This is a genomic window from Roseateles sp. (genome assembly GCF_019237615.1).
Classification (GTDB): domain Bacteria; phylum Pseudomonadota; class Gammaproteobacteria; order Burkholderiales; family Burkholderiaceae_C; genus Pelomonas.
This window is the reverse complement of record NZ_JAFAGT010000045.1, coordinates 17418-41176: the sequence shown is the minus strand read 5'-3', so window position 1 is coordinate 41176 and position 23759 is coordinate 17418. Positions and strand designations below refer to the sequence as shown.

Annotated in this window: 19 protein-coding genes; 7 read left to right on the top strand and 12 right to left on the bottom strand. The window is 70.8% G+C overall.

The window, feature by feature from the left end; all coding sequences use genetic code 11:
- Positions 1 to 8: 8 nt before the first annotated feature.
- From JOY88_RS08015 to JOY88_RS08005, 3 genes are all read left to right on the top strand, one after another.
- On the top strand, positions 9 to 788 hold the full coding sequence (locus JOY88_RS08015; RefSeq protein ID WP_293501735.1) for a MinD/ParA family ATP-binding protein: 780 nt from the start codon (positions 9 to 11) through the stop codon (positions 786 to 788).
- An 18-nt stretch (positions 789 to 806) separates the two neighbouring features.
- The gene (locus tag JOY88_RS08010; protein ID WP_293501734.1) at positions 807 to 1520 is read left to right on the top strand and encodes an RNA polymerase sigma factor FliA; all 714 of its coding nucleotides are present in this window, start codon (positions 807 to 809) and stop codon (positions 1518 to 1520) included.
- Between the two features lie 106 nt (positions 1521 to 1626).
- Entirely contained in the window at positions 1627 to 2916 is a 1290-nt protein-coding gene (locus tag JOY88_RS08005; protein WP_293501733.1) for a methyl-accepting chemotaxis protein, read from the top strand.
- Here the strand turns inward: JOY88_RS08005 and JOY88_RS08000 are convergent.
- The 4 genes from JOY88_RS08000 to JOY88_RS07985 all read right to left on the bottom strand — a co-directional run bounded on the left by JOY88_RS08000 (position 2906) and on the right by JOY88_RS07985 (position 8093).
- Positions 2906 to 3577 carry a substrate-binding periplasmic protein gene (locus JOY88_RS08000; RefSeq protein ID WP_293501732.1) on the bottom strand — a complete coding sequence of 224 codons (672 nt, stop codon included), beginning with the start codon at positions 3575 to 3577 and terminating at the stop codon, positions 2906 to 2908. The genes JOY88_RS08005 and JOY88_RS08000 overlap by 11 nt on opposite strands.
- Positions 3574 to 5412 (bottom strand): diguanylate cyclase domain-containing protein, encoded by a 1839-nt coding sequence (locus JOY88_RS07995; RefSeq protein WP_293501731.1) that lies wholly within the window; start codon positions 5410 to 5412, stop codon positions 3574 to 3576. Before JOY88_RS07995 ends, JOY88_RS08000 begins: the two co-directional genes overlap by 4 nt.
- Positions 5413 to 5495: 83 nt before the next feature.
- Positions 5496 to 7718: a putative bifunctional diguanylate cyclase/phosphodiesterase gene (locus JOY88_RS07990; protein ID WP_293501730.1), complete on the bottom strand. Its 2223-nt coding sequence runs from the start codon at positions 7716 to 7718 to the stop codon at positions 5496 to 5498.
- A gap of 6 nt (positions 7719 to 7724) precedes the next feature.
- Positions 7725 to 8093, bottom strand: a complete 369-nt coding sequence (locus tag JOY88_RS07985; RefSeq protein WP_293501729.1) for an Hpt domain-containing protein — start codon at positions 8091 to 8093, stop codon at positions 7725 to 7727.
- Positions 8094 to 8267: 174 nt separating this feature from the next.
- On the opposite strand from JOY88_RS07985, the gene JOY88_RS07980 reads away from it, so the two are divergent.
- The gene (locus JOY88_RS07980) at positions 8268 to 9599 is read left to right on the top strand and encodes a sensor histidine kinase (RefSeq protein ID WP_293501728.1); all 1332 of its coding nucleotides are present in this window, start codon (positions 8268 to 8270) and stop codon (positions 9597 to 9599) included.
- Between the two features lie 106 nt (positions 9600 to 9705).
- Here JOY88_RS07980 and JOY88_RS07975 read toward each other — a convergent pair whose 3' ends face one another.
- The 7 genes from JOY88_RS07975 to JOY88_RS07945 all read right to left on the bottom strand — a co-directional run bounded on the left by JOY88_RS07975 (position 9706) and on the right by JOY88_RS07945 (position 19342).
- Positions 9706 to 10296, bottom strand: a complete 591-nt coding sequence (locus JOY88_RS07975; protein WP_293501727.1) for a response regulator — start codon at positions 10294 to 10296, stop codon at positions 9706 to 9708.
- Positions 10297 to 10304: 8 nt separating this feature from the next.
- On the bottom strand, positions 10305 to 12755 hold the full coding sequence (locus JOY88_RS07970) for a PAS domain-containing sensor histidine kinase (RefSeq protein ID WP_293501726.1): 2451 nt from the start codon (positions 12753 to 12755) through the stop codon (positions 10305 to 10307).
- Between the two features lie 69 nt (positions 12756 to 12824).
- The gene (locus JOY88_RS07965; RefSeq protein WP_293501725.1) at positions 12825 to 14009 is read right to left on the bottom strand and encodes an EAL and HDOD domain-containing protein; all 1185 of its coding nucleotides are present in this window, start codon (positions 14007 to 14009) and stop codon (positions 12825 to 12827) included.
- A gap of 119 nt (positions 14010 to 14128) precedes the next feature.
- Positions 14129 to 15343, bottom strand: coding sequence for a flagellar hook-associated protein FlgL (gene flgL / locus JOY88_RS07960; RefSeq protein ID WP_293501724.1), 1215 nt, complete (start codon positions 15341 to 15343; stop codon positions 14129 to 14131).
- Positions 15344 to 15357: 14 nt separating this feature from the next.
- Positions 15358 to 17349 carry a flagellar hook-associated protein FlgK gene (flgK, locus tag JOY88_RS07955; RefSeq protein WP_293501723.1) on the bottom strand — a complete coding sequence of 664 codons (1992 nt, stop codon included), beginning with the start codon at positions 17347 to 17349 and terminating at the stop codon, positions 15358 to 15360.
- A gap of 14 nt (positions 17350 to 17363) precedes the next feature.
- Positions 17364 to 18233 (bottom strand): flagellar assembly peptidoglycan hydrolase FlgJ, encoded by an 870-nt coding sequence (gene flgJ / locus JOY88_RS07950; RefSeq protein ID WP_293501722.1) that lies wholly within the window; start codon positions 18231 to 18233, stop codon positions 17364 to 17366.
- A complete protein-coding gene (locus JOY88_RS07945) occupies positions 18233 to 19342 on the bottom strand; it encodes a flagellar basal body P-ring protein FlgI (protein ID WP_293501721.1) in 1110 nt (369 codons plus the stop codon). The genes flgJ and JOY88_RS07945 overlap by 1 nt, the downstream gene beginning before the upstream one ends.
- Positions 19343 to 19744: 402 nt before the next feature.
- On the opposite strand from JOY88_RS07945, the gene JOY88_RS07940 reads away from it, so the two are divergent.
- Genes JOY88_RS07940 through JOY88_RS07930 form a run of 3 tightly spaced genes read left to right on the top strand, consistent with a single transcriptional unit; the run spans position 19745 to position 23069 of the window.
- Entirely contained in the window at positions 19745 to 20836 is a 1092-nt protein-coding gene (locus tag JOY88_RS07940) for a glycosyltransferase (RefSeq protein ID WP_293501720.1), read from the top strand.
- Positions 20836 to 21756 (top strand): glucosamine inositolphosphorylceramide transferase family protein, encoded by a 921-nt coding sequence (locus tag JOY88_RS07935; protein WP_293501719.1) that lies wholly within the window; start codon positions 20836 to 20838, stop codon positions 21754 to 21756. The genes JOY88_RS07940 and JOY88_RS07935 overlap by 1 nt, the downstream gene beginning before the upstream one ends.
- A gap of 44 nt (positions 21757 to 21800) precedes the next feature.
- Positions 21801 to 23069 (top strand): amidohydrolase, encoded by a 1269-nt coding sequence (locus JOY88_RS07930; protein ID WP_293501718.1) that lies wholly within the window; start codon positions 21801 to 21803, stop codon positions 23067 to 23069.
- Here JOY88_RS07930 and JOY88_RS07925 read toward each other — a convergent pair whose 3' ends face one another.
- Complete coding sequence (locus tag JOY88_RS07925) at positions 23070 to 23738, bottom strand: flagellar basal body L-ring protein FlgH (RefSeq protein WP_293501717.1); 669 nt, start codon at positions 23736 to 23738, stop codon at positions 23070 to 23072. It abuts the gene before it with no gap.
- Between the last annotated feature and the right edge of the window lie 21 nt (positions 23739 to 23759).

Sequence of the window (23759 nt, the reverse complement as noted above, 5' to 3'; positions counted from 1 at the left end):
GAGGCGGGATGCTTCAAGACCAAGCCCACGGCCTGCGCCGCCTGTTCGCCGCCTCCAAGACGCGCTTCGTTCCCGTCGTCAGCAACCCGCGCGTGATGGGCGCGGGCGCACTGCTCGAAGGCCTGTGCGCCGCCTTTGCCGAGCTCGGCCTGCACACCCTGGTCGTCGACGCCGGCGTGCATTCGCCGCAGCCCTCGGAGCTGGCGCAGGTGGACCTGTCCAACTGCATCGAGCGCCTGTCGCCCAAGCTGTCCTACCTGGCCGCACGCGGCCTGCCGCTGCGCCATACCAATGCGCACGGTTCGGCGGCGTCATTCCTGGAGGTCGTGGCCGAGGCCGCGCCCGAGGCCGACGTCATCCTGCTGCACGCCAGCGCGGCCGAGCTGGCCCGTGTCGTCGCGCTGCGCGAGGTGCGCCCGCTGCTGTTGGCCGACACCGACCCGGCCAGCGTCACGGAGGCCTATGCCGGCATGAAATGGCTGTCGCAACGGGCGGGGTTGATGGTCTACAGTCTGCTGATGGCCTGCCACCCCCAGTTGCGCGTGGCCACCCGCATCGCGCAACAGCTCCATTCCTGCGCCGACGGCTTCCTCGGCGCGGTGCTGCGTGACTGGGCCTGCCTGGATCCACGCGGCTCGCAGCACGCGCCGATGGCGCCCGAGCTGCGCCACCTGGCCCGTGAGCTGCTGCTTGCGGCTCCTCCCGGAGCGGCGCTGGACGCCGCCTCCGATGCGATCCCGCTGCGCCCGGCGCGCGCGGTGTCCAATCCCTTTGTCGCAGCGCACTGATCCTCGCCGGAGCTACTCATGTATACGCCCAAAGGCCGCCTCGACAACAGCACGCTGATCAAGCAGTACAGCCCGCTGGTCCGACGCCTGGCGCACCAGATGATCGCCAAGCTGCCGGCCAACGTGGAGGTGGATGACCTGATCCAGGTCGGCCTGATCGGCCTGACCGACGCGCTGTCGCGCTTCGATGCCGGGCAGGGCGTGCAGTTCGAGACCTTCGCCACCCAGCGCATCCGCGGCGCCATGCTGGACGAGTTGCGCGGCGGCGACTGGATGAGCCGTGGCACGCGTCGCCAACAGCGCGAGATCGAGGTGGCGGTGCACAAGGTCGAGCAGCGCCTGGGGCGCGCACCCAGCGAAGCCGAGATCGCCGCCGAGATGGGCCTGCCGCTGGCCGAGTACCAGGAGCTGCTGGGCAAGGTGCGCGGCACCCAGCTGGTCTACCTCGAGGACATGTCGGGCGACGATGGCGACGACGACTATCTCGACCGCCACGTGGCCGACGAGGCAAGCAACCCGGTGGCCCAGTTGCAGGACCACCGCATGCGCCAGGCGCTGGTGGCAGCCATCAAGAACCTGCCCGAGCGTGAGCAGTTCGTGATGAGCATGTACTACGAGCACGACATGAACCTGAAGGAGATCGCGGCCGTGCTCAAGGTCACGGAGTCGCGCGTCTGCCAGCTGCATAGTCAGTCCATTGCAAGGTTGCGCGTTAAGCTGCGCGATTGGTAACACGGGGCCATTTCTTGCCGAGCCCCGGCTGACAAGCAGGGGACAACGCATGCTCAGGTGGCCAAGGAGCGGAGGAACAACCACCGCCGTCTCTCGCGAAGAGCCAGTGCGCCGTGAGGATGGTGGCGCGCTGAACGTCGTCAAGCGCCTCGCCCGTTCCATCGGCACGGTCGGCAAGGACGCCGCCGAGGTGCGCGGCGCGCTGGAGGACACCCAGCGCATCGTCCAGGCCCAGGGCCAGGCCATGCAGGCCCTGGCCCGGCAGCTCAACCAGATCGGCCAGGCCCAGGCGGCCATCGCCGCGGCCACGGCGCAGAGCGCCGCTGCCGTTCAGCGAGCGCGCGGCGCGCTTGGCGGCGTCGGCGACGAAGTCACCGGCATGGCGTCCACGCTGGCCCAGGTGTCCGACGCGGCCGCCGAGATCACGAAGATTTCGCTGCAGACCCGACTGGTGGCCTTCAACGCCGCCGTCGAGGCCAAGCATGCGGGCGACGCCGGCCGCGGTTTTGCCGTCGTGGCCGAGGCGGTCAAGGCCTTGGCCGGTCAGGTCGAGGCATCGTCCAAGGCCATCGTCGGCGCCATCGCCAGCCTGCAGCAGCGCATCGATCGCTTCAGTGCCGAGCTGACCCATGACGGCGAGAAGCCCAGCGCCATCCATGCCGCCTTCCACGAAGTCGAGGAGGACGTGCAGCGCATCGCCGCGTCGGCCGCCGAGAGCGGCCAGCAGATGGGCCTGCTCAACGAGCGCGCCCAGGAGCTGGAGCGCGAAGTGTCCGAGGCCTCGCACGGGCTCAAGGTCGCGTTCGACGGCAGCGACCGCTTCCTGCGCATGGCGGAGGACCTGGTCGAGCAGATCGCCGAGAGCGGCGTCGAGGTCGACGACATGCCCTTCATCCGCGCCGCCGAGCAGGCCGCGGCTGACATCGCCGGGCTGCTGGAGGCGGCCTTGCGCGAAGGCCGGATCTCGCAGGCCGACCTCTTCGACGAGGCTTACCGCCCCATCGAGGGCACCGCCCCGCAGCAGCACACGACGCGCTTCTGTTCGCTGACGGACAAGCTCTTCCCGGCCGTGCAGGAAAAGGCACTGGCCTTCAGCGACAAGGTGGTGTTCTGCATCGCGGCCGACCGCAACGGCTACATCGCGACGCACAACCGCAAGTACTGCCAGCCGCAGCGCCCCGGCGACCTGGTCTGGAACACGGCCAACAGCCGCTATCGCCGCATCTTCAATGACCGCACCGGCCTGGCGTCGGCGCGCAACCAGCGCCCCTTCCTGCTGCAGACCTACCGGCGCGACATGGGTGGCGGCCGCTTCGTCGTGCTGAAGGAGGCGACGGCGCCCATCATCGTGGCGGGGCGCCATTGGGGCGGGCTGCGCCTGGCGTTCAATTTCTGACCGATCGACGGATCTCGCTGTTCAGCAACGCCAACCAGGCCTCGGCGCTGGGATGACTGCGGCTGATGGCCATGAATGTGGTCTTGACCTCCAGCGGCGGCGGCTGCCAGCGGATGGTGTCGGCCGTCAGCGGCTGCTTCGAGAGCTGGTACTCGAAGGTGCCGCGCTCCGAGAACACTGCGTCGACGCGGCCGAGGTTGAGCATCTCCGCACCGGGGCGCGGGTCCACCAACTCGTGCAGCCTGTAGCGTCCGTCGAGCAGCAGGGGTGGCAGGTAGGAGCCGCGCTGGTAGGCCACCGTCGCGCCCGGCGGCAGCGGCGCCTTGCGGTCCGCGCGCACGAAGAAGCCCAGCTGCATGCGGGCCACCGGCAGCGAGTAGCGGAAGAGGGCGTCACGCTCGGCATTGCGCCACACCGTCATCAGCAGGCATTCGCCGTTCCTGGCCATGCTCAGCGCGCGCACCCAGGGCACCCGCAGCATCTGCACGTCCAGGCCGCCGGCCGCGAAGGCGCGGCGCGCCAACGCGGTCATGCTGCCGCCGTCGCCCAGCTCCGTGCTGACGTAGGGCGGGAAGTCGGTCACGCACAGCGGCACGGGCGCCTGCGCCTTCGCGGCGCCTGCCGCGGCGATGAGCCCGGCGAGCGCCGCGGTCGTCTTCACTCGGCGATGCAAGCCCGGTTCTTGCCCGTGTGCTTGGCCTCGTACAGCGCCACGTCGGCGCGATCCAGCGCGGCTTCCAGCGTCTCGCCGGGGCGGTACAGAGTCACACCGGCCGAGAAGGTCACGAAGACGTCCTTGCCCTCATGCTTGAAAAGCGCGCTGGACAGCGCGCGCTGCAGGCGAACCAGCACTGCCTGCGCCTCGTCCAGCGGCGTGTCCGGCAGCATCAGCACGAACTCCTCGCCCCCGTAGCGGGCCACCATGTCGCCGGGCCGCAGCGAGGCCTGGGTGCGTTCGGCCAGCGACTTCAGCGCGATGTCCCCCGCGTGATGGCCCAGGCCATCGTTGAGCTTCTTGAAGTTGTCGATGTCCAGCAGCGCCAGCGCGATGCGGGTTGTCTCGCGTTCGGCCCTGGCCTGCTCGATGCCGAAGGCCTGGATGAGGCCGCGGCGGTTGGCCACCTGAGTCAGCTGGTCGGTGTGGACCTCGCTGGACAGCCGGCGCAGCTCGCCCTCCAGCTCGTCCACGCGCTGGGTCAGTGCGGCGGCACGGTCGTGTTCCAGCGTCAGCCGCGCCTGCGTCTGTGCCACCAGCCCCTGCACGCTGCGGGTCTCCTCGACCATCTCGCGCACGGTGCCGGCCAGGCTTTCCAGCGAGTCGGCATGCTCTATGGCCTCGGCGTAGCGGCCGACGCTGCTCTGGAAGCGGTCGGTGTGCTGGCCCAGTTCGCCGAGCTCGGACAGCATGCGCTGGATCAGGCCCTTCAGCGCGTCGCGCGCCCTGGAGCGCTCCTCGCGCAGCGCGCGCTGGCGCTCACGGGTGCCGGCCAGCAGTTCGGCGACGGTGCGCACGCCACGGCCGGACAGGCCCTGGGCCAGCGTCTGGTTCATCGCCTCGGCCTGGCCGCGCGCCCAGGAGTCGTCCTCAGCCAGGTCGACGAGGCTGGCGCCCAGCTCGCGGCACAGGCCTCCGAGCTCGTCGAAGAGGTGGCGGCGGTGGTCCAGCAGGTGGCGGGCGCGCAGGCAGAGCGCGGCCATCTGCGCGGTGCGCTCGGGGCCGGCGTCGCCGGCCTGGAGCTCGTCCTGCGCGGCCTCCAGCTCGCGCATCAGGGCGTCGGCGGGCGTCGCCTCCGTCTGCGGCGAGCGCAGCGCGTGGCGTACCGTGCCGTTGAGCTCGCCGCTGATCGCCGTCCAATGCGTGCGGGTGTCGGCCGCGGGCGGCTTGTCGCGCGAATCGCCGTCGTACAGATCGCCGAAGCCGGTGTTCTCGTGAAAGCCGGTATCGGCGAAGGCGCTGTCGGCGAAGAGCTGACTGGGCGTGCCGCCCTCCTCGGTCTCTACGCTGCCGCCGTCGCCGTCCTTGTCCCAGCTCGCGACGAGGTGGGAGAGGCGCTTGATGAGCTTGCCGCTGTCGCTGCGGCCCAGGTCCAGCGTGCGGAAGACGCCGTCCTTCTTGCGCGCCAGCGTCCAGTGACGGCCGCCGCGCTCGAGGCCGCGCACAAGGCGTTCGACGGCCTCGGCCAGCGCTTCGGCCTGGGCCGCGGGACCGGCCACGTCGAGCAGCTTGTCGACCTGGCGCTGAAGTTCGTCCAGCCGCTGCTCGCGCAGGGCAGCCTGCAGCTCCTGTCGTGTGCCACCGCTGGGCAGGGCCAGGCTGATGAGCTTGGACATCAGCTGCTGTGCTCGCTCGGGCAGGGCACCGGGCGCCGCGGACTCTCCTCCGGCCTCGAAGGCGTAGGCGCGTGCGTAGTTTTCGGGCGTGGGCTCCAGCCGCGCCTGGGCCAGGCGTTGCAGCGCGGCCTTGGCCAGTTGGGCCGGCGGCAGTTGTGGAGGCATGTCAGTGCAGTCCGGGCGTCCGAGGGGGCTGCTGCCCCCTCGTGGGGGGCAGTGAGCGCAGCGAGCGTGGGCGCTGCGTCATATCAGGCCTGCCCGCGCGAAGCCAGGTCGGCGGGGCTGTCGGCCTGGGTGATCCAGGGCGCCTTGCGCGGCAGCACGGTCTGGGCGATCCAGCGCTCCAGCTCGTCCGCCGGAAGCGGCTTGCTGAACAGGAAGCCCTGCATCAGCGAGCAGCCCAGGCGGTGCAGCACCTCCATCTGGCGCAGCGTCTCCACGCCCTCGGCGATGACGCGAAGGCCCAGCGCCCGCGCCAGCGCGATGATGGCCGTGACGACGGCCGAGCTCTGCGGCGTGATGCCGAGGTCGCGCACGAAGGTGCGGTCGATCTTGACCTCGGAGATGGGCAGCGTGGTCAAGTAGGCGAGGGACGAGTAGCCGGTGCCGAAGTCGTCGATGGAGATCTCCACGCCGACCTCGTTCAGGCGGTGCAGCGACGGGATGACGTTCTGCAGGTCCTTCATCAGGTTGTTTTCGGTGATCTCGAGCTGGATGGAGCGGTGCGGCACGCCGTAGGCGCTGACGCACTGGTGGATGTGCTCGACGAGATCGGTGCGCTCGAACAGCCGGCTGGGCAGGTTCACGGCGATGGAGTCCGAGAAGCCGAACTGCAGCGACCACAGCTTGGCCTGGCGGGCGGCCTCCTTCAGCGCCCATTCGGACAAGGGCACGATGAGGCCTGTCTCCTCGGCCAGCGGGATGAAGTCGGCCGGCGGCACCAGCACGTTGCCGCGCTGCCAGCGCATCAGCGCCTCGGCGCCCACCATGCGGGCGGCACGCACGTCGATCTTGGGCTGGTAGTGCAGCACGATCTCGTTGCGCTCCAGTGCCTTGTGCAGCGCGCTTTCAAGTTCCAGCTTCTGCTTGCCATGGCCGGCCAGCTGCGGCGAGTAGACGGCCGAGGCGTTGCGGCCCTGGCTCTTGACGGCGTACATGGCGACGTCGGAGTTGCGCAGCAGGTCGGCCATGGTCTGGCCGTCGCGCGGGTAGAGCGCGATGCCCACGCTGGCCGTGACGAAGCATTCCTGGCCGCCGACGAAGATGGGCTCGCGCAGCGCATCCAGCACGCGCTGGGCGACGCGCTCGGCGTCGCGCTCGTCGGCCACCTCGGGCAGCAGGGCCACGAACTCGTCGCCGCCCAGGCGCCCCACAGCCTCCAGGCCGCGATGGCCACGGTTGCCCAGGCCGTCGAGCACGCCTTCGAGGATCTGGTCGGAGTGGCGCACGCAGGCGCGCAGGCGCCGGCCGACCTCGACGAGCAGCTCGTCGCCGGCCGTGTGGCCCAGCGTGTCGTTGATGACCTTGAAGCGGTCCAGGTCGATGAGCAGCAGGCCCACCTCGTGGCCGCCGCGGCGGGCGCTCTCGATGGCACGCTCGACGCGGTAGATCAGCTGGCGCCGATTCGGCAGGCCGGTCAGCGCGTCGAAATGGGCCAGTTGGCGGATGCGGTCCTCGGCCTGGCGGCGGTCGGTCACGTCCTGCAGGATGCCGGTGTAGCCGCTGACGCCGCCCTGCTCGTTGAACTCGGGCTCGGCCTCGATGTGCACGACGCGCTGGCGGCCGTCTGGCAAGGTCAGTGGCAGGTCGGTGACCAGCACCGAGGTGTGGGCGATGACGTCGCGCAGCAGGCGCAGGAAGACGTGGCGGTCATCGGCCGGCACCATGCGCATGACGCCGATGAAGTCCAGCCGGTCCTGCGGGCCGCGGCCGAACACGCGCAGGCCTTCGGCGGAGATGGCGAAGCTGGCGGACGCTTCGCGCCACCATTCGAAGCTGCCCATGCGCGCCAGGTCCTGGGCGCGGGCCAGCTTGGCCTTGCTGCGCTCCAGCTCCAGCCGCGTGCGCGAGCTGCGCAGCAGATAGCGCAGCCGGCCGTCCAGCAGGCTCCACTGCGAAGACTTGACAAAGAAGTCCGTTGCGCCGGCCTGGTAGGCCCGGTTGATGGAGGCCTCGTCGTCCAGGCCGGTCAGCATCAGCACGGGCAGGGATTCGAAGCCGGGCGTGGCGCGCAGCAGCGAGCAGGTCTCGAAGCCGTCGAGCTCGGGCATCAGCGCGTCCAGCACGACGACGTCGGGCGCGCGGCCGGACAGCTGGCCCAGGGCCTCGCTGCCGCTGGCGGCCTCGGTGACCTCGAAGCCACGCTCGCGCAGCGCCGCTGCGGTCAGCAGCAGGTTGACCTCGTCGTCGTCCACCAGCAGCACGCGGGGGCGCGGAGGCAGGTCGTCGAGGGCTTGACCGGTAGGCAGCATGAAGGGTCAGAGCAGCGCGGCGAGGGCCGCGCGTACCTGTTGGATGTCTTGGAGCATAGCGTCCAACTGCTCATGCAAGCCCTGGGCATGGCCGTCGCGGGCCATGGTTTCGATGTCGGCGCAACGCGCCGACAGCGCCGCCGCGCCGAGGCTGGCGGACGAGGACTTCAGCGTGTGGCTGACATGCCGCACGATGGCGAGGTCCAGCGTGCCGCCTTCGCGGGCGCGGGCAAGGTCGGGGAGCAAACGGTCCAATGAATTGGAGAAGGCATTCACGACGCGCTCCAGCAGCTTGTTGCCGCCACTCGGGTCGAGCTCCCGCAAGCGACGGATCGCCTCGGGATCGAGCAGCAGGGCGGGATTTGGGGCGGTCATGGACGGGGCTGCGGGTCTAGGGACTCGGCATGCCTAAATGTATCTCGGGTGTGAGGGGGGGCAGACGCGAAGGAATGCACAGATTCGATGGTGCTTTCGGTGCTTATTGACATCGGGCTGCGCCGGTCCTGCCGTCATCTGGAGCGCGCGGATGCGCTGCCTACAATGTCCCGCATGAACAGCCTCAGCGACGACAGCGCGATCACGTCGCGCCGCCAGGAGCGACGACTGCCGATGCGACTGCTGGTGCTGGGTCTGGCTGCGGCCGCGCTGCTGATGCTCCTGCTGGGCTGCCTGGTGGTGCTGGCTCTGGTGCGCGTGTGGGGCGGCGAGGTCGGCCTCGTGCATGCCGCCCTCGTGCTGACAGCCTTCTTCACTGGCGTCATGCTGCTGGTCGCGGCGGCCCTGGGCTGGCATGCCGGGGTGCGGCTGACCCGTCAACGCCTGGCCGAGCCGCTGCGCGAGGCGCGCCAGCAACTGCTGATGCAGGCCCAGCTGCAGCGCGACTGGCAATGGGCGACAGACGCCAACCACCGCCTGGTGCGCTGGCAGGCACCGCAGGGCGCGCCATCGTCGAGCTGGGTGGGTGCGGGCGCAAGCACCCAGCGGCTGTGGGAGCGCTTCGAGGCTGCAGCGCCTGCCGCCCAGCTGCGTGAGCGGCTCGATGCCCACCAACCCTTCGCCGAGCTTCAGCTCGGCGCGGCGGAGGGCGGCGCGTCATGGCAGCTGCGCGGGCTGCCTTGCATCGATTCGCAGGGTCATTTCGCCGGCTATCTCGGCACGGCGCGGCCGCAGGAGGATGCCGTGGCCGCGCCGGCCCCGCAGACCGCGCCCGACATCGCCGCCGAGCATGAGTCCTTCAGCTACACGGTCTCGCACGACCTGCGCGCCCCCTTGCGCGTCGTCGAAGGCTTTGCGCGCATCCTGAAGGAGGATTACGGCACGCGGCTGGACCGCGTCGGCAACGACCACCTGGACCGCGTCATGAGCGCCGCGGCGCGCATGAACAGCATGATCGACGCGCTGCTGTCGCTGAGCCAGCTGTCCACGCGGCCGCTGATCAGCCAGCCCGTCAACCTGTCGCAGCAGGCCGGCTATGTGGTCGAGGAACTCCAGCGCGCGGCGCCGCAGCGCGAGCTGGCCCTGGACATCGAGCCCGGCCTGATGGTGCAGGGCGACCCGACGCTGCTGCGCATGGTGCTGGAGAACCTGCTCGGCAACGCCTGGAAGTACAGCGCCAAGACCGAGCGCACCGAGATCGGGTTCGGCACCGTGCAGCAGGACGGGCGGCGCGTCTTCGTCGTGTCGGACAACGGCGCGGGCTTCGACATGCGCTTTGCGGAACGCCTGTTCGGCGTCTTCCAGCGCCTGCACAGCGCCAGCGACTTCCAGGGCACGGGCGTCGGGCTGGCGCTGGTGCGCCGCATCATCCGGCGGCATGGCGGCGACATCTGGGCCGAATCCGCGGTGGGCGAGGGCGCCCGCTTCTACTTCACGTTGGGCTGAGGCCCTTCGCCCGGTCCCGCTTTGGCCGGATGCCGGCAAGCGCATCGCCAGGGCGTTCCGGTGCCCGGTCCGCTGGCAGGCGCTACCGCCGCATGGATTGCGTGAATCAGTGCTGCCCGGGCCGGGCCAGCAGTTCCACGGCATCGACGATGCGCCGAGCCTGCTCCGGCAGGCTGTGGCCGTCGGCCGCGGCCAGGCTCATCAGGCGGGCCAGGGCTTCGTCGCGCGGCAGCGAGTAGCGGTGCATCAGCACGCCGACGGCCAACGCCGTCGTGTCGAGAAGCGGCAGCTCGGAAGGACTCTCGAAGGCCGCGGCCGCCGGGGGCGGAGCGGCCAGACGTGCAAAGGCAGCCTCGACGGCCGGCACGATCTGCGAGATGTCCAGCGGCTTGACGAGGTAGGCCACGGCGCCCAGCTCCTTGACCTTGGCCACCGTTGCTTCGTCCGTGAAGGCGGACAGGAACATGAACGGCGTCTGCAGGAACTCGCGCAGGTAGGCTGCCACGTCGAAGCCGGTCAGGCCTTCCATGCGGATGTCGAGCAGGGCCAGCTCGGGCCGGTGCTCGCGGGCGAGCAGGATGGCGTCGTCGCCGTTGTCGGCATCGATGACCTCGAAACCGGCCTGCGTGAGCCCGTAGCTCAGCGTTGCCAGCACCAGTCGGTCGTCGTCGACGACCAGGATCTTGCCCTTGCTCACCGCGCCCCTCAGGAACTTGCTCTTGTGCCCGGATTGTGAACCACGCTGGGCGGAATCAGTTCCAACCGGCAGACGACGTCGCCGTCCTGCTGTTCCAGGCTGAGGATGGCGCTGCGCCGTGGCAGCAGCGCGCGCACCAGGCCAAGGCCCGAGACGCCACTTTTCACGTTCTGCAGTGCGAAGCCCTCGGGCAGGCGCCCGGGGTTGACGATCTCGACGGTCACGCCGGCCGCGTCGCAGATGAGCTGGCAGCGCACCGGGGCCTCGCCGCCGTGGCGCAGCGCGTTGCCGAGCAGCTCGTTGAGGCTGAGTGCGATGGGGATGGCCTCGGCTTCGGGCAGGCACCAGTCGTCCATCAGCACGCCGCCTTCGGCGGCGGTGGTGATGACGCGGCCCTGCATGCGCTGCACGGAGCCGACGATGGCGTCGAACACGCGCTTGAGCAGCAGCGGCCCGGTGGCGCCAACCTGCAGGCCGTAGACCTGGGCGATGGCCTGCACCTGGCCCACCGCCTCCTTCAGCACCGGCGCGACCTCGGGCCGGCGCGCGGCGATCTGCTGCAGCAGGCCGGCCACGCCCTGCAGATTGTTCTTGATGCGGTGGTGCACCTCGCGCACGAGCAGCTCGCGCTGTGCGATGGCGGCCTGCAGGCGGGCCTGCTCGGCGGCGCGTTGCTCGGTCACGTCGCTGGCGACGAGCAGCAGCAGCTCGGGCGTGTCGCCGCCGACGCCGGCCAGGTGCAGCAGCCGCGTGTCCCAGATGCGCGTGGCGGGGCCGGCCGGCACGCGGTACTCGCGCTGCACGACGGCCTGCGCGGCCAGCGCCTCGCGCATGTCGGCCACGACTTGGGCGCCCTGCTCGGCGCCGAACAGCTCGGCCGGCGTGCCGCCCAGCAGCGCGGCCTCGGGCCGCCCGGCCAGCGCCGCGGCGGCCTGGTTGAGCTTGACGATGCGCAGGCTCTGGGCCTCGTGCAGCGTGATGGCCAGCGGCGCGCCCTCGATGATGCGGGCCAGCGAGGCCTGGGCCAGGCGGCTCTCGGCCTCGGCCTGGCGGCGGCGGTCGATGTCCAGCAGCGCATAGGTCAGCTGGGTGCCGCCGTCCTCGCGCGGCGTCTGCACTGCGTTGCCTATGACCCAGAACGCGCGCCCGTCGCGGCCACGCAGCCGGCACTCGAACACGTCGGTGCCGGGCTCGGCGTGGAAGGCGTGCGCGTCGTCCTCGGGCGCCAGCACGCCCATGGGCTGGCCCCGCACGTCCTCCAGCTCGCAGCCGAACATGCGGCGCGCCGAGCGGTTCATCCACTCGATGCCGTCCGGGCCGACCGTGACGATGCCCACCAGCACGGAGTCCAGCACGGCGCGCTCGCTCTCGGCGCGCAGCAGCAGCGCGTTCTCGGCCTGGGCCTGGGCGGTCACGTCCAGCGTGACGACCGAGGTGGAGCGCCGCCCGCCGGCCAGCAGCCCCGGCGCGACGCGCGTCAGCAGCCAGCGCCGGCCCAGCTCGGGGTGGCGCACGGCGTAGCGCACCTCGATGGCGTCACCTTTCTTGAGCGCGCGCTGCAGGCGCTCGAACTCGGGCAGCGAGGCGGGCTCGACGATGTCGCGATGTATGCCCTGCAACGAGCCCTGGAGCGGGCTCTGCTGCCTGGCGCCGGTCTTGAAGGGCGAGCCCTTGCGGTGGGCCTTGAGCCAGCCGGCCTCGGGCTGGAAGGTGGCCAGGCCGACGGCGGCGGCGTCCATCAGCGCATCCAGTTGCTGGTGCGCGAGGTCGCGCTCGTGCAGCGGGCTCTGGTCTTCAAGCACCGCCAGCAGCAGCGTGCGGCCGTTGTGTCGCCACAGGCGCAGCCGCGCCTGCAGCCAGCGCTGCAGGCCCTGTGGGTCGATGAACTCGGCCTCGGTGACGAGGGAGGCGTCCAGCGCGCGCTGGGCCGCGAGCGCCGGCAGCGGTGCGCCTCGATGCCAGCCGAGCAGCGCCTGCAGCAGGTCGGGCAGGTCGTTCAGGTGGCGCGGCGAGCCGCTGTATAGGGCGGCGAAGGCGGCGTTGTGACGCAGCATGCTGCCGCTGGCCGTATCGGCCAGCAGGGCCGGCAGCGGCGACAACGCCAGCCACTCGGCCAGCGGCGGCTCGCCGGGCTCGGCGGCGCTGAGGCGGGCATGCAGCAGCCAGTGGGGGCGCTCGCGCAGCAGGTGCAGCGTGGCGCGCTGGCCATCGGCGAGCTTGAGCGGCGGCGCGGCCGGCGGCGCGCGGCCGGCGTCTATGGCCTGGGTGGCCTCGCGCAGCCAGGCCTCCAGCCGGGCGCCGGCCGCGTTGCGCAACATCCGCCAGCCGTCGGCGGCGTCGCCGCCCAGCCATTCGCGCGCGGCCGGGTTGGCGCGCAGCACGGACAGGTCGGCCCGCAGCGTCAGCACCGGGTCGCCGACGAGTTCGAGCAGCGCAGCGGAGGCGGGCGCGCCGAGCATGGTTCAGCCGTGCGGCAGGGGCGGGCTCATGCGAGCGGGCCGGCCGGCATCACGCGAAGGCGGTCCCGCTCATTCGAGCTGGGTGGCCTTGTGCAGGGCCCGCAGCACGCAGGCATTGATCTCGCCGGCGCCCAGCATCAGCGCCTCGGCGCGTTCGCGGTAGTCGAACACGCTCTCGGACTCGATCGCGCGCACCAGCTCCAGATAGGGCAGGAAGGGGCCGCTGCCGTCGACGAGGGCCTGGCGCACGCGTTCCGGCACGGGGATGCTTTGCAGTAGCCGCTCGAAGGGCTGCTTGAGCATGTGGTCCAGCAGCGAGAACAGCCCGCAGATGAACATCTCGTCGCGCATCTCGCGCTCTTCCATGCCGGCGGCGAGCTCCTCCATCAGCAGGCCGCGGCGCAGGGCGCCGTACATGATGGGGCGCATGCTGTGGTCCTTGCTGGCGGTCGTCAGCAGCAGGGCCAGCCAGCGCCGCAGGCGCGCATAGCCCAGCAGCATGATGGCGTGGCGGAAGCTGGACACCTCGACCGGCAGGCCGAAGGCGGCGGAGTTCATGTAGCGCAGCAGCTTGAAGGCCAGGCTGGGGTCGCGCTTGAGCGTCTGCTCCAGGCGCTCGACGTCCTCGCCCTCGTCGACGCGGGCCATCAGCTCGACGATGACCTGCAGGTCGGCGGCGATCTCGGTCTTGCCGGTGCCGGGCGTGGCGGCATAGACGCCGTCCATGGGCCAGCCGATGACGTTCTGGGCGCCCGCCTGGAAGCTGGCCTCGACGGCGTCGGCGCCGCGCACGCCGGCATGGATGAGGGCGACGCCGGCCGGCGCGGCCTGGCCGGGCTCGAGCACGACCTGCTTGAATACCGCAGCGACGGCGGTCGGCAGCGGCGTGTTGGGCAGGCCCTTGAGCAGGCCGCTGTGGCCCGCGGCCTTGAGCGCGGCGATGGCGTCGGCGTGCGCCGGGTCGGCGGCGATGAAAGCGGGCACCTCGATCTGCGAGGGCTCGGCGGGCGACTGGGCCAGCAGGGCGGTCAGCAGGGCCTCGCCCTGCGGGCTGATGACGGCACCGCCCTGGGGCCAGGTGGCGGCCAGCGCGGCGAGCAGCTCGGCCTGGTCGATGCGGGCGTCCGCACGCAGTGGCACCAGGGTCAGCCGCGTTCCGGCGATGGCGCGCTGGCGGTCGATGACCGGGGCAAAGCCGAGGGCGATGCCGGGCAGGATGGCGTGATCGAGGGCGGCGGGGATGTGGTCGGGCATGGGCGGCGCGGCGGCGGTGAATGCGGCAGTCTGCCACGACCATCCGGCGCGAACGCGGGCAAATCGTGACAGCTTCACGCAGACGCGCGCCGGCTGCGCGCCCCGCCGGGAGCGCCGGCTCAGCCGTTGATGTACTGGAACAGCGACATGCGCTGGACCATGGCGTAGGTCTTGAGCGCCGCGTCGTAGCCGGTCTGCTGGTTGCTGAAGTCGGAGATGGCCTGGGTCATGTCCAGGTCGGTGGCGGCGCTCTGCTCCTGCTGGGAGTAGAGCTTGAGGCCGGACATGCGGGTTTCGCTGCCGTCGAGCTTGTTCAGCGCCTCGCCGGCCTGGCTGCGCGCGCTCTGCAGCCTGGTCATGACGGCGTCGAGGTCGCGCACGGCGTTGTTGTTGGACTGCGTGATCTGGGCAGCGCCTCGGTTGGGCGTCAGCAGGTCGCTGATGGCGCGGTCCAGCACGTCGAAGACCTTCAGCGAATCGGTCGACGGGGAGACGGAGAAGTTGTCGCCGTTCACGGGCGCGCCGGAGATGGTCATGCTCATGCCGTCGAACTCCAGCGCCTTGCCGGGCGTGAAGGTGCCGGTGCCGGGCGTGCCGTCGGCGGGCGCGGGCGTGATGGTGTAGGTCTGCGATGGTGCGGTGCCGCCGATGGCGATGCTGTAGGCGTGGCCCGTCAGCTTGGACGGGTCGGAGACGGAGCCGCTGTCTATCCAGCCCTTGGCGGCCTGGCCGGGAACGAGACTGTTGGTGCCGGCGTCGGTGACGAAGAAGCCGTTGCCGCTGCGCGCGCTTTCCCAGGCGCCGCGGCCGTCCATGGTCAGCGGGAAGTCCTCCAGGTTGCCGCTCTGGATCTGGCCGGGCACGCCGATGAAGGTGACGCCGCCGTTGCGGTCGAGGAAGGGGGGCTGGGCCGAGCCCTGGCCACCGAAGACGTAGCCGCCCGCGCCGTCGGTGCGGTTGGCGATGGCGAGCAACTGGTCGCGCAGGCCCTTGAGCTTTTGCGCAAGGGATGCGCGCTCGGTGTCGGGATAGCTGGCGTTGCCGGCGTTGAGCATGGTCTCGCGGGCCTGCTGCAGCAGCTCGCCGGCGTCGCCCAGCGCCGACTCGGCCAGCGTCATGCTGTTGCGGCTGGCCTCCAGCGAGCGCTGGTTGGCATCCACGCGGCCTATGGCGGCGAGCGCGCGTTCGGCACGCGCCGCGCCGGTGGGGTCGTCGCTGGCACTGAGCACCCGCTTGCCGGACGTGAGCTGCTGCTGTTGCTGCTGCAGCGCGGTCTGGCGGCGCTGCAGGTTGCTGATGGAGGCCTCGTAGACGTTGGCGGTGGAGATTCTCATGGCGGGTCTTCCGATCAGTGCTGGGCCAGGCGCAGCAGTTCGTCGAACAGCGACTGCGCGGTCTGCAGCACGCGGGCGGCGGCCTGGTAGCCCTGCTGGAACTGCATGAGCCGGGCGGCCTCCTCGTCCAGGTTGACGCCGGCCACGCTGGAGCGGGCCTGCTCGGCGCTGCTGGCCACGCCGGCCGAGACGCCGCTGAGGTAGGTGGCGCTCTGGCTGCGCGCGCCGAGGTCGCTGAGGTCGGCGGCGTAGGCGTCGGTGACGGTGGCGCCGGGCTTCATCACCGGGTTGCCGTTGGCGTCCAGCAACAACACGCCGTTGGCGTCGCGCTGCTGCTGGCGACCGACGAAGGCCTCGGTCTGCAGGCCCAGGAAGGCCTTGGCGTTGCCGTTATTGGCGCCGGTGTACTTGGTGGGGTCGATGGTGAGGCTGTCGCCGCTGCGCGGCACGCCGCTGGTGTTGAGCTGGAAGCCGAGGTCGATGCCAGGAGGTGCGTCGTTGCCTATGGGCTGACCGGCACGCCAGACACCGGTCTGGCCGTTGGAGAGGCTGTAGTTGACGCTGCCGTCCGGGTTGGCGGTGCCGAAGGTGAGGGTCAGCGGCAGCTGGGCTGCCGTCGTCGCGCTGAAGTTGCCGTTGACGGCGTAGATGCTCTGGATGCTGAGCGTGCCCGTGTTGGCGACGTTGCTGGTGGCCGTCAGCGGCGACGCCGCGGCGATGCCGTTGGGCGAGTCGAGCACCACGTTCATGCCGGAGGCGGCCATGCCGACGGGCTCGATGATGAAGCTGTCGCCAACCTGCGGCGCCGGGCTGGCGGGGAAGCTGATCTTGACGCCGTCCACCGTGTCGCCGTTGACGAAGGGGATGGGCTTGCCGTCGGGCAGCTGGGTGATCTCGTAGCCGCCGGCCGTGACCTTGAGCAGGTAGTTGCTGGCCTGCAACTGGGTCGCGTCGGTGATGCTCACCTGCGGCAGGGCGGCGCTGGGGTTGTTCGTGGACGGCAGCACGCGCGGCGCCGCAACGCTGAAGATGTTGCCGCCCGTGCGGGCCGGCGTGGAGAGGTCCAGCCCCAGCGCGTTCTGGTCGTTGACCCGCGTGCCGATGGCGGCGGCGAGCTGGCCCAGCATGTTGCGTGCATCCACCAGGTCGCGGTTCTGCACGCGCAGCATCGCCGCCAGCGTGCCGCCGGTCAGGACGGACTCGTCCAGCGAGCGCTGCAGGTGGCCGTCGCTCATGGTCAGCACGGCGCGGTTGGGGTCGTAGGCGTCGGGCGTGACCTGCAGTGCTGACGCGGAGTTGCCCAGCACCAGGCGCTGGCCCCCGCCGATGAACACGCCCAGGGTGCCGTCGTCGGCCGGCACGGTGGTGACGGAGATGAATTCGCTGAGCTTGGAGACCAGTTGCTCGCGCTGGTCCAGCAGGTCATTGGGTTCGTGGCCGCTGCCGCGGTTGGAGGCGATCTGGTCGTTGATGCGTGCGATCTGCTGGGCCAGGTCGTTGACGCGCTGCACGCCGTTGCGCAGGTCGCCGACGATGCCGGCCTGCATGGCCTCGATCTGGCCGCCGGCGTCGCGAAAGCGCGCGGCCAGGTCACTGGCGCGGCCCAGCACGACCTGACGGGCCGAGGGGTCGCTGGGGCGGCTGGCCACGTCCTGCATGGCGTTGAGGAACTGGCTGGCGGCATAGCCCAGGCCGTCGGCACCCAGCGGCAGCACCTTGCCCAGCCGCGTCAGCAGGTCGGAGCGGGTGGCGTCGCCCGCCGCGGCGGACTTGGTGGCGGCGGCCTGGCGCGTAAGGAACTGGTCGTGCGCGCGCTCGATGGTCTGCACGTCCACGCCGCGGCCGAAGAATCCCGCACCGGTGTACTGCCCCGGAGCCGTCGTGAGCACCACCGATTGGCGCGAATAGCCCGGGGTGTTCGCGTTGGCGATATTGTTGCCCACGGTCTGCAGCGCCGCCTGGTTGGCGAACATGGCGCGCGCGCCGAGGGAGAGCAGGCTGGGCATGGCTCAATCCTTCCTCATGCCAGGCTGCGCTGGACGCGCTGCGTGGTGTCGATGACCTTGGCGAGCTTGCTGGCATAGGCCGGGTCGGTGGCGTAGCCGGCCTGCTGCAGGCCCTGGGCGAATCCGGCGGCGTTGCCGTTCTGGGCCTGGGCCACGACCTTGGCGTAGCGATCGTTGCTGCTGATCAGCTTGGCATAGTCCTTGAAAGCCTCGTCATAGCTGGCGTAAGCGCGGAACTTGGCCGTCACCTTGACGGCCTGGCCGTTGATGACTTCGGTGGTCTTCACATCGACGGTCTTGCCCGTCCAGCCCGGCGAGGCCTTGATGCCGAAGACGTTGTAGCTCTTCGTGCCGTCGGCGCCGGTGATCTCGCGCTTGCCCCAGCCGCTCTCGTGGGCCGCCTGGGCCACCATGAAGCTGGCCGGGATGCCGCTGGCGGCCGAGGCCGAGCGGGCGGCGGCGTCATGCTGCTGGATGAAGCTCTGCACGTGGCTGGGGATGCCCTTGGTCGCCAGCGCCGGCAGCGCCTGGGCCAGCGTCGTCTGGCTGGCCTTCTTGACGTTCTCGGGTGACAGGTCCTGCACGCCCATCTGGCGCTGCAGCTGCCGCTGGATGGCGTCGGACAGGCCGCCCGGCAGGCCGCTCATCTTGCCGGCGAACTGGGTGTCCAGCATTTCCGTGCCCAGCTGGGTGGCGCTGTTGTCCAGCATGCCGCTGGACAGCGTGGACGCGCGCATGCTCTTCATGACCTCCTGCATGAAGAGCGCCTCGAACTGCTTGGCCGTCTCGCGGATGCTGGCCTTGGGGTCGCGCGAGGCCTGGGCCTTGAGCGCATCCAGGCTGCCCAGGCTCTGGCCGGAGACGGACTCGAAGGACGCAGCCATCAAATCACCTCGAGCTCGGCGTTCAGGGCGCCCGCGCTCTTCATGGCCTGCAAGATGGCGAGCAGGTCCTGGGGCGTGGCGCCGAGCGAGTTCAGCGCCTTGACGACGTCGGACAGCCGCGCGCCGGCAGGCAGCTGGATGAGGCTGCCGGGCTCCTGGCGGATGGCGATGTCGGCCTTCTCGGCCACCGTCGTCTGGCCGCCGGACAGCGCATTGGGCTGGCTGATGACGGGGGTGGAGCTGATGGTCACCGACAGGCTGCCATGGGCCACGGCGCAGGAGGTCAGCGTGACGGCCTGGTTCATGACGATGGAGCCGGTGCGGGCGTTGATGACGACGCGGGCGGCCGGCGTGGCCATGTCGACTGCGAGGTTCTCGACGTCGGCCAGGAAGGCGACGCGCTCGTCCGGCGTGGCGGGGGCGCGCACGCGAACGACGCGGCCGTCCAGCGCCTGGGCGACGCCGGCGCCTTTGGCCTGGTTGATGGCCCGGGCCACGGCGCGGGCGGTGGCGAAGTCGCTGCTGTTGAGGTCCAGCTGGATGCTGTCGCCCTGGGCGATGGGCGTCGGCACCGAGCGCTCGACGAGGGCACCCGCCGGGATGCGGCCGGCGCTCAGGTGGTTGATCTGCACCTTGGAGCCGCCCGCCGACGCGCCGGCGCCGCCGACGACCAGGTTGCCCTGGGCGATGGCGTAGACCTGCCCGTCCGCGCCGCGCAGCGGCGTCGCGATCAGCGTGCCGCCGCGCAGGCTCTTGGCGTTGCCGATGGATGAGACATTGATGTCCAGCTGCTGGCCGGGCTGGGCGAAGGGCGGCAGCGAGGCCGTCACCATGACGGCGGCGATGTTGCGAGGCTGCATCGTCACGCCCTGGGGCAGCAGCACGCCGAACTGCTGCAGCATGGCCGTGAGGCTCTGGCCGGTGAAGGGGGCCTGCGTGGTCTGGTCGCCCGTGCCGTCCAGGCCGACGACCAGGCCGTAGCCCGTCAGTGGGTTGGAGCGCACGCCGGCGACCGAGGCGACTTCCTTGATGCGGGCCGCCTGTGCCGGCGGCGCCAGGGGCGCCAGCACGAGGCTCAGGGCGAGGAGGAGGACTTGCAGGGACTTCACTCGGCGGATTCTGCGGATGCTTGAGCCCGCGAAGCCGGGGAAAAGGACGCGGACTGCCCCGCTTTTCCAAACCCGTGGCGTCTTGCCGGGGCTGGCTTGCCCCCCCCGGTCGGGTGTCGGCGACGGCGGAGCGCAAGCTTGTACTCAGCTTCCGCCGCCCGGCCATGCGATTCTGTCAATCCTGATCGCCGGCCTTCAGCCGGCCGCCGGCCCGCGACGCGTGAGCGTCGAATGCAGCGGAATAACTTCATGTTATGTGTGAGTTTGCTGCGGTTTGGGTGTCTTTGGCTAAATTCGGCCCCGATGGCGATGCGGAAGGAAACTTGGTGACAGGTTTCTGACTGTGTAGTTCGGTAAAGTTTTACTGACCCGTCCGAGCTGCCATCGTCCCTAGGACCTGCCATGTCTTTGCCTTTCGAGCCGTTGACCCTGGTTCATGTCGTGTTTTCCTCCCGCATCGCGGGAGGAGAGCGGCATTGCATCGACCTCGCCAACGCCCAGGCGGCCCTGGGTCACCGTGTCCACGTCATCGGCGTCGCCGACTCGGCCGTCGCCACCGCGCTGGCGCCGGGCGTGCGCTTCCATGGCTTGGCCCTGCCGCTGATGCGCGGCTGGCGCGTCGCCGCGCTGGCGCGCCGCCTGCGGGCGGACGTCTGCCACGGCCACCTGGGCCCGGCCTGCAAGGCGGTCGCCCATGTCCGCCGGTCCGCGCGCATCGGCACGTTGCATGTCGGCTACAAGGCCCACCATCATGGGCGGCTGGACGGCCTCGTCTGCGTGAACCGCGCCCAGCACGACAACCTGCCCGACGGCCCGGCGCTCGCCAGCGTCATCTACAACTGGGCGCCGGAGCGCGACGCCGCGGCGGCCGCGCGCCAGACCGACCTGCGCGCCGAACTGGGCCTGGCGCCCGAGCAGCTGCTGGTCGGCAGCGTTGGCCGCCTGCATGTCAGCAAGGGCATGGACCTGCTGATCGCCGCCTTCAAGGCCCACGCGCCGGCGGACGCCGTGCTGGCGATCCTCGGCGAGGGCCCGGACGAGGCCCTGCTCAAGGACATGGCCGGCGCGGACCCGCGCATCCGCCTGCTGGGCTTCCGCAGCGACGTCGACCAGGCCCTGAAGGCCTTCGACCTCTTCATCTCGCCGTCCCGCGAGGAGGCCTTCCCGCTGGCCATCCTGGAGGCGATGCGCGCCGGGCGCCCGGTGCTGTCCACGGCCACGCAGGGGCCGCTGGAGATGCTGGCCGGCCAGCCGGCCCGCCTCGTGAAGGTCGGTGATGCCGACCTGCTTGGCCAGGCCATGGCCGAGGAGCTGGCGCGGCTGCGCCCGCTGGCGCCGCAGCAGCGCGCCGTGTCCTATGCCACCGCGGCCTACGACCGCGCCAACGCCGTGGCCCGCACGCTGGGCTTTTACCGTGACGTGATGCTGCATCAGGCCACCCGGGCCAAGCCCTTCATGGACGAGGAAGAGGCCTACGCCGCCTGGCGCGCCTGATGCTCAAGGCGCCGCGCACCGACTTCTGGCAGGTCGGTATCGTTCCCGTCGCGCTGCAAGACGTGGACGCCGACGGCCTGCGCGCAGCCCGCGGGCGCATCACCTGGCTGCCCGACGCGGGGCGCTGGCGCTACCTCGCCGACCCTTTCGGCCTCGTGCGCGGCGACGCGCTGCATGTCTTCGTCGAGGCCTTCGACTACCGCGTCAAGCGCGCCCACATCGAGCGCCACGAGTTCGGCCTGGCCGACCTGCGCTGGCGCGGCCAGGCGACGGTGCTTGAGCAGCCCTTTCACCTGTCCTACCCCCAGGTCTTCGAGCACCGGGGCGAGACCTGGATGGTGCCGGAGAGCCACCAGGCCGGCGAGATCGCGCTCTACCGCGCCGCCGACGGCACGCTGGACCGCTGGGAGCGCGAGTGCGCGCTGATCGCGGGCGTGCCCGGCGCGGATGCGTCGCTGATCGAGCACCAGGGCCGCTGGTGGATGTTCTACACACTGGTGGGCCCCGGGGCGCGCGACCAGCGCGAGCTGCATGTCGCCCATGCGCCGGCGCTGACGGGGCCGTGGACACCGCTGGCCGGCAACCCGGTGCGCGTCAGCCGCGACGGCGCGCGCCCGGCGGGCCGTCCCTTCGTCGGCCGCGACGGCATGCTGACGCTGCCGGTGCAGGACAGCAGCCGCGGCTACGGCAGCGCGACGCGGCTGCTGCGCTTCCCGGTGCTGACGACCGAGCGTGTGGTCATCGAGGCGGGCGCCGAGCGCCTGACCGGCGACCTGGCCAGCGACAGCCACACCGCCGGCCTGCACACGCTGACCGGCTGCGGCGGCTTCACGCTGATCGACGTGAAGCGCATCGACCGGTCGCGCGGCAAGCAGTGGCTGGACTTGAAACGTCGGTTACGACGGCTGTTGGGTCGCTGAGACGCCGTGCCCACGGGGGCGCCGCCTCGGCCTACCATGGCCGCATGAGCCCGCAGCCCCCCTTGAGCGAACGCATCGCCGCGCTGGCGGCGGCGCTGGAGCCCCAGGTCATCGCCTGGCGGCGCGACCTGCACCAGCACCCCGAGCTGGGCAACCGCGAGTTCCGCACCGCCGCCGTCGTCACCGAGCATCTGCATGGCCTGGGCCTGGACGAGGTCAGGACGGGCGTGGCACACACCGGCGTCGTCGGCCTGTTGAAAGGCGGCAGGCCCGGTGGCGTGGTGGCGCTGCGCGCCGACATGGACGGCCTGCCCGTCACCGAGGAGGTCGAACTGCCCTTCGCGTCCAGGGCCCGCGCTGTCTGGAACGGCGAGGAGGTGGGCGTCATGCACGCCTGCGGGCATGACTGCCATGTCGCCATCCTGATGGGCGTGGCCAGCATCCTGGCCAGCCTGCGCGCCGACATCCCCGGCACGGTGAAGTTCATCTTCCAGCCCGCCGAGGAGATGCCGCCCGAGGGCGAGGAGGGCGGCGCGGCGCTGATGATCAAGGAGGGCGTGCTGGAGCACCCCACGCCCGGCGCCATCTTCGGCCTGCACGTCACGTCGCGCCAGTCGGCTGGCGTCATCGGCTACCGGCCGGGGCCGACGATGGCAAGTTCGGACAAGCTGCGCATCACCGTGCAGGGCAGGCAGACCCATGGCGCGGCGCCATGGCTGGGCATCGACCCCATCGTCACCTCGGCTCAAATCGTGCTGGGCCTGCAGACCGTCGTCAGCCGCACGCTGGACCTGAACCGCGAGCCGGCCGTCGTGACCATAGGCGCCATCAAGGGGGGCGTGCGCGAGAACATCATCCCGGATGCGGTGGAGATGCGCGGCACGATACGCAGTTTCGACGAGGGCATGCGCGACGCCATCCACGCGCGCGTGACGCAGCTGGCCGAGGGCATCGCCGCGGCCTCACGCGCGACCTGCAAGGTCTGCATCACGAAAAACTACCCGGTCACGCGCAACGACCCCGTGCTGACCGAGCGGATGCTGCCCACGCTGACGCGCGTCGCCAGCAGCGGCCCGCGCCCCATGGGCATAGAGGTGGTACCCAAGGCGACCGGCGCGGAGGACTTCTCCTTCTTCCAGCGCCTGATCCCGGGGCTGTTCTTCTTCGTCGGCGTGACGCCGCCGGAGATCGAGCCCAGCCAGGCCTATTCCAACCATTCGCCGCGCTTCATCGTCGACGAACGCGGGCTGGAGGTGGGCGTGAGGGCGCTGGCCAACCTGGCCGTCGACTACCTGGCCGGCGAGGCGGGCTGATCAGCTCGGCGCGATGTTGAGGAAGAAGCGCGACAGCCAGCCCACCGCGTGAGCGTCGGCGGTCGCGCCGCGGCCGCGCTGCTCGATGCGCACGTTGGCCACTGCGGTCGACGCCACGGCATTGCCCTGGCCGATGGCGCGTGGGTCCACCTGGCCGGAGAAGCGCAGCACGTCGACGTTGCGGTTCACGCCGATCTGCTTCTCGCCGCTGATCATCAAGTGGCCGTTGGGCAGCACCGCCGTCACGACGGCAGTGATGGCGCCCGTGAACTCGTTGGTGTTCTGGTTGCTGCCCTTGCCCTTGTTGTCGTTGGCCGAGGTGGCGCCGGCGCTGGCGCGGCCGAAGGAGTTGGGCGCGATGCCGGGCAGGGCGCTCACGCCGGCCGACAGGCTGCCCGTCTTGCTCAGCTCGCTGGTGCTGGTCTGCGTGGCCGAGACCTTCTCGATGATGTTGACCGTCAGCGTGTCGCCGACCAGGCGGGCGCGCTGGTCCTCGAACAGCGGGCGGTAGCTGGCGCCCTGGTAGATGGCGCCGTTGGTCGACGCCATGGCCTGCACCGGCGGCAGGTTGACGACGGGCGTGTGGGTCAGCTCGACCTGGGGCTCGGGGTAGGGCGTCGCGCAGCCTGCGAGCAGGGCTGCGAGGACGAGAGCAGCGAGGAATTTCATGACGACATCTCCATGGATCGG

Coding starts and splice junctions, on each gene's coding strand:
- JOY88_RS08015 (WP_293501735.1), top strand. CDS start 9: ATGCTTCAAGACCAAGCCCACGGCCTGCGCCGCCTGTTCGCCGCCTCC.
- JOY88_RS08010 (WP_293501734.1), top strand. CDS start 807: ATGTATACGCCCAAAGGCCGCCTCGACAACAGCACGCTGATCAAGCAG.
- JOY88_RS07995 (WP_293501731.1), bottom strand. CDS start 5,412: ATGCCTCCACAACTGCCGCCGGCCCAACTGGCCAAGGCCGCGCTGCAA.
- JOY88_RS07990 (WP_293501730.1), bottom strand. CDS start 7,718: ATGCTGCCTACCGGTCAAGCCCTCGACGACCTGCCTCCGCGCCCCCGC.
- JOY88_RS07985 (WP_293501729.1), bottom strand. CDS start 8,093: ATGACCGCCCCAAATCCCGCCCTGCTGCTCGATCCCGAGGCGATCCGT.
- JOY88_RS07980 (WP_293501728.1), top strand. CDS start 8,268: ATGAACAGCCTCAGCGACGACAGCGCGATCACGTCGCGCCGCCAGGAG.
- JOY88_RS07970 (WP_293501726.1), bottom strand. CDS start 12,755: ATGCTCGGCGCGCCCGCCTCCGCTGCGCTGCTCGAACTCGTCGGCGAC.
- JOY88_RS07965 (WP_293501725.1), bottom strand. CDS start 14,009: ATGCCCGACCACATCCCCGCCGCCCTCGATCACGCCATCCTGCCCGGC.
- flgL (WP_293501724.1), bottom strand. CDS start 15,343: ATGAGAATCTCCACCGCCAACGTCTACGAGGCCTCCATCAGCAACCTG.
- flgK (WP_293501723.1), bottom strand. CDS start 17,349: ATGCCCAGCCTGCTCTCCCTCGGCGCGCGCGCCATGTTCGCCAACCAG.
- flgJ (WP_293501722.1), bottom strand. CDS start 18,233: ATGGCTGCGTCCTTCGAGTCCGTCTCCGGCCAGAGCCTGGGCAGCCTG.
- JOY88_RS07940 (WP_293501720.1), top strand. CDS start 19,745: ATGTCTTTGCCTTTCGAGCCGTTGACCCTGGTTCATGTCGTGTTTTCC.
- JOY88_RS07935 (WP_293501719.1), top strand. CDS start 20,836: ATGCTCAAGGCGCCGCGCACCGACTTCTGGCAGGTCGGTATCGTTCCC.
- JOY88_RS07930 (WP_293501718.1), top strand. CDS start 21,801: ATGAGCCCGCAGCCCCCCTTGAGCGAACGCATCGCCGCGCTGGCGGCG.
- JOY88_RS07925 (WP_293501717.1), bottom strand. CDS start 23,738: ATGAAATTCCTCGCTGCTCTCGTCCTCGCAGCCCTGCTCGCAGGCTGC.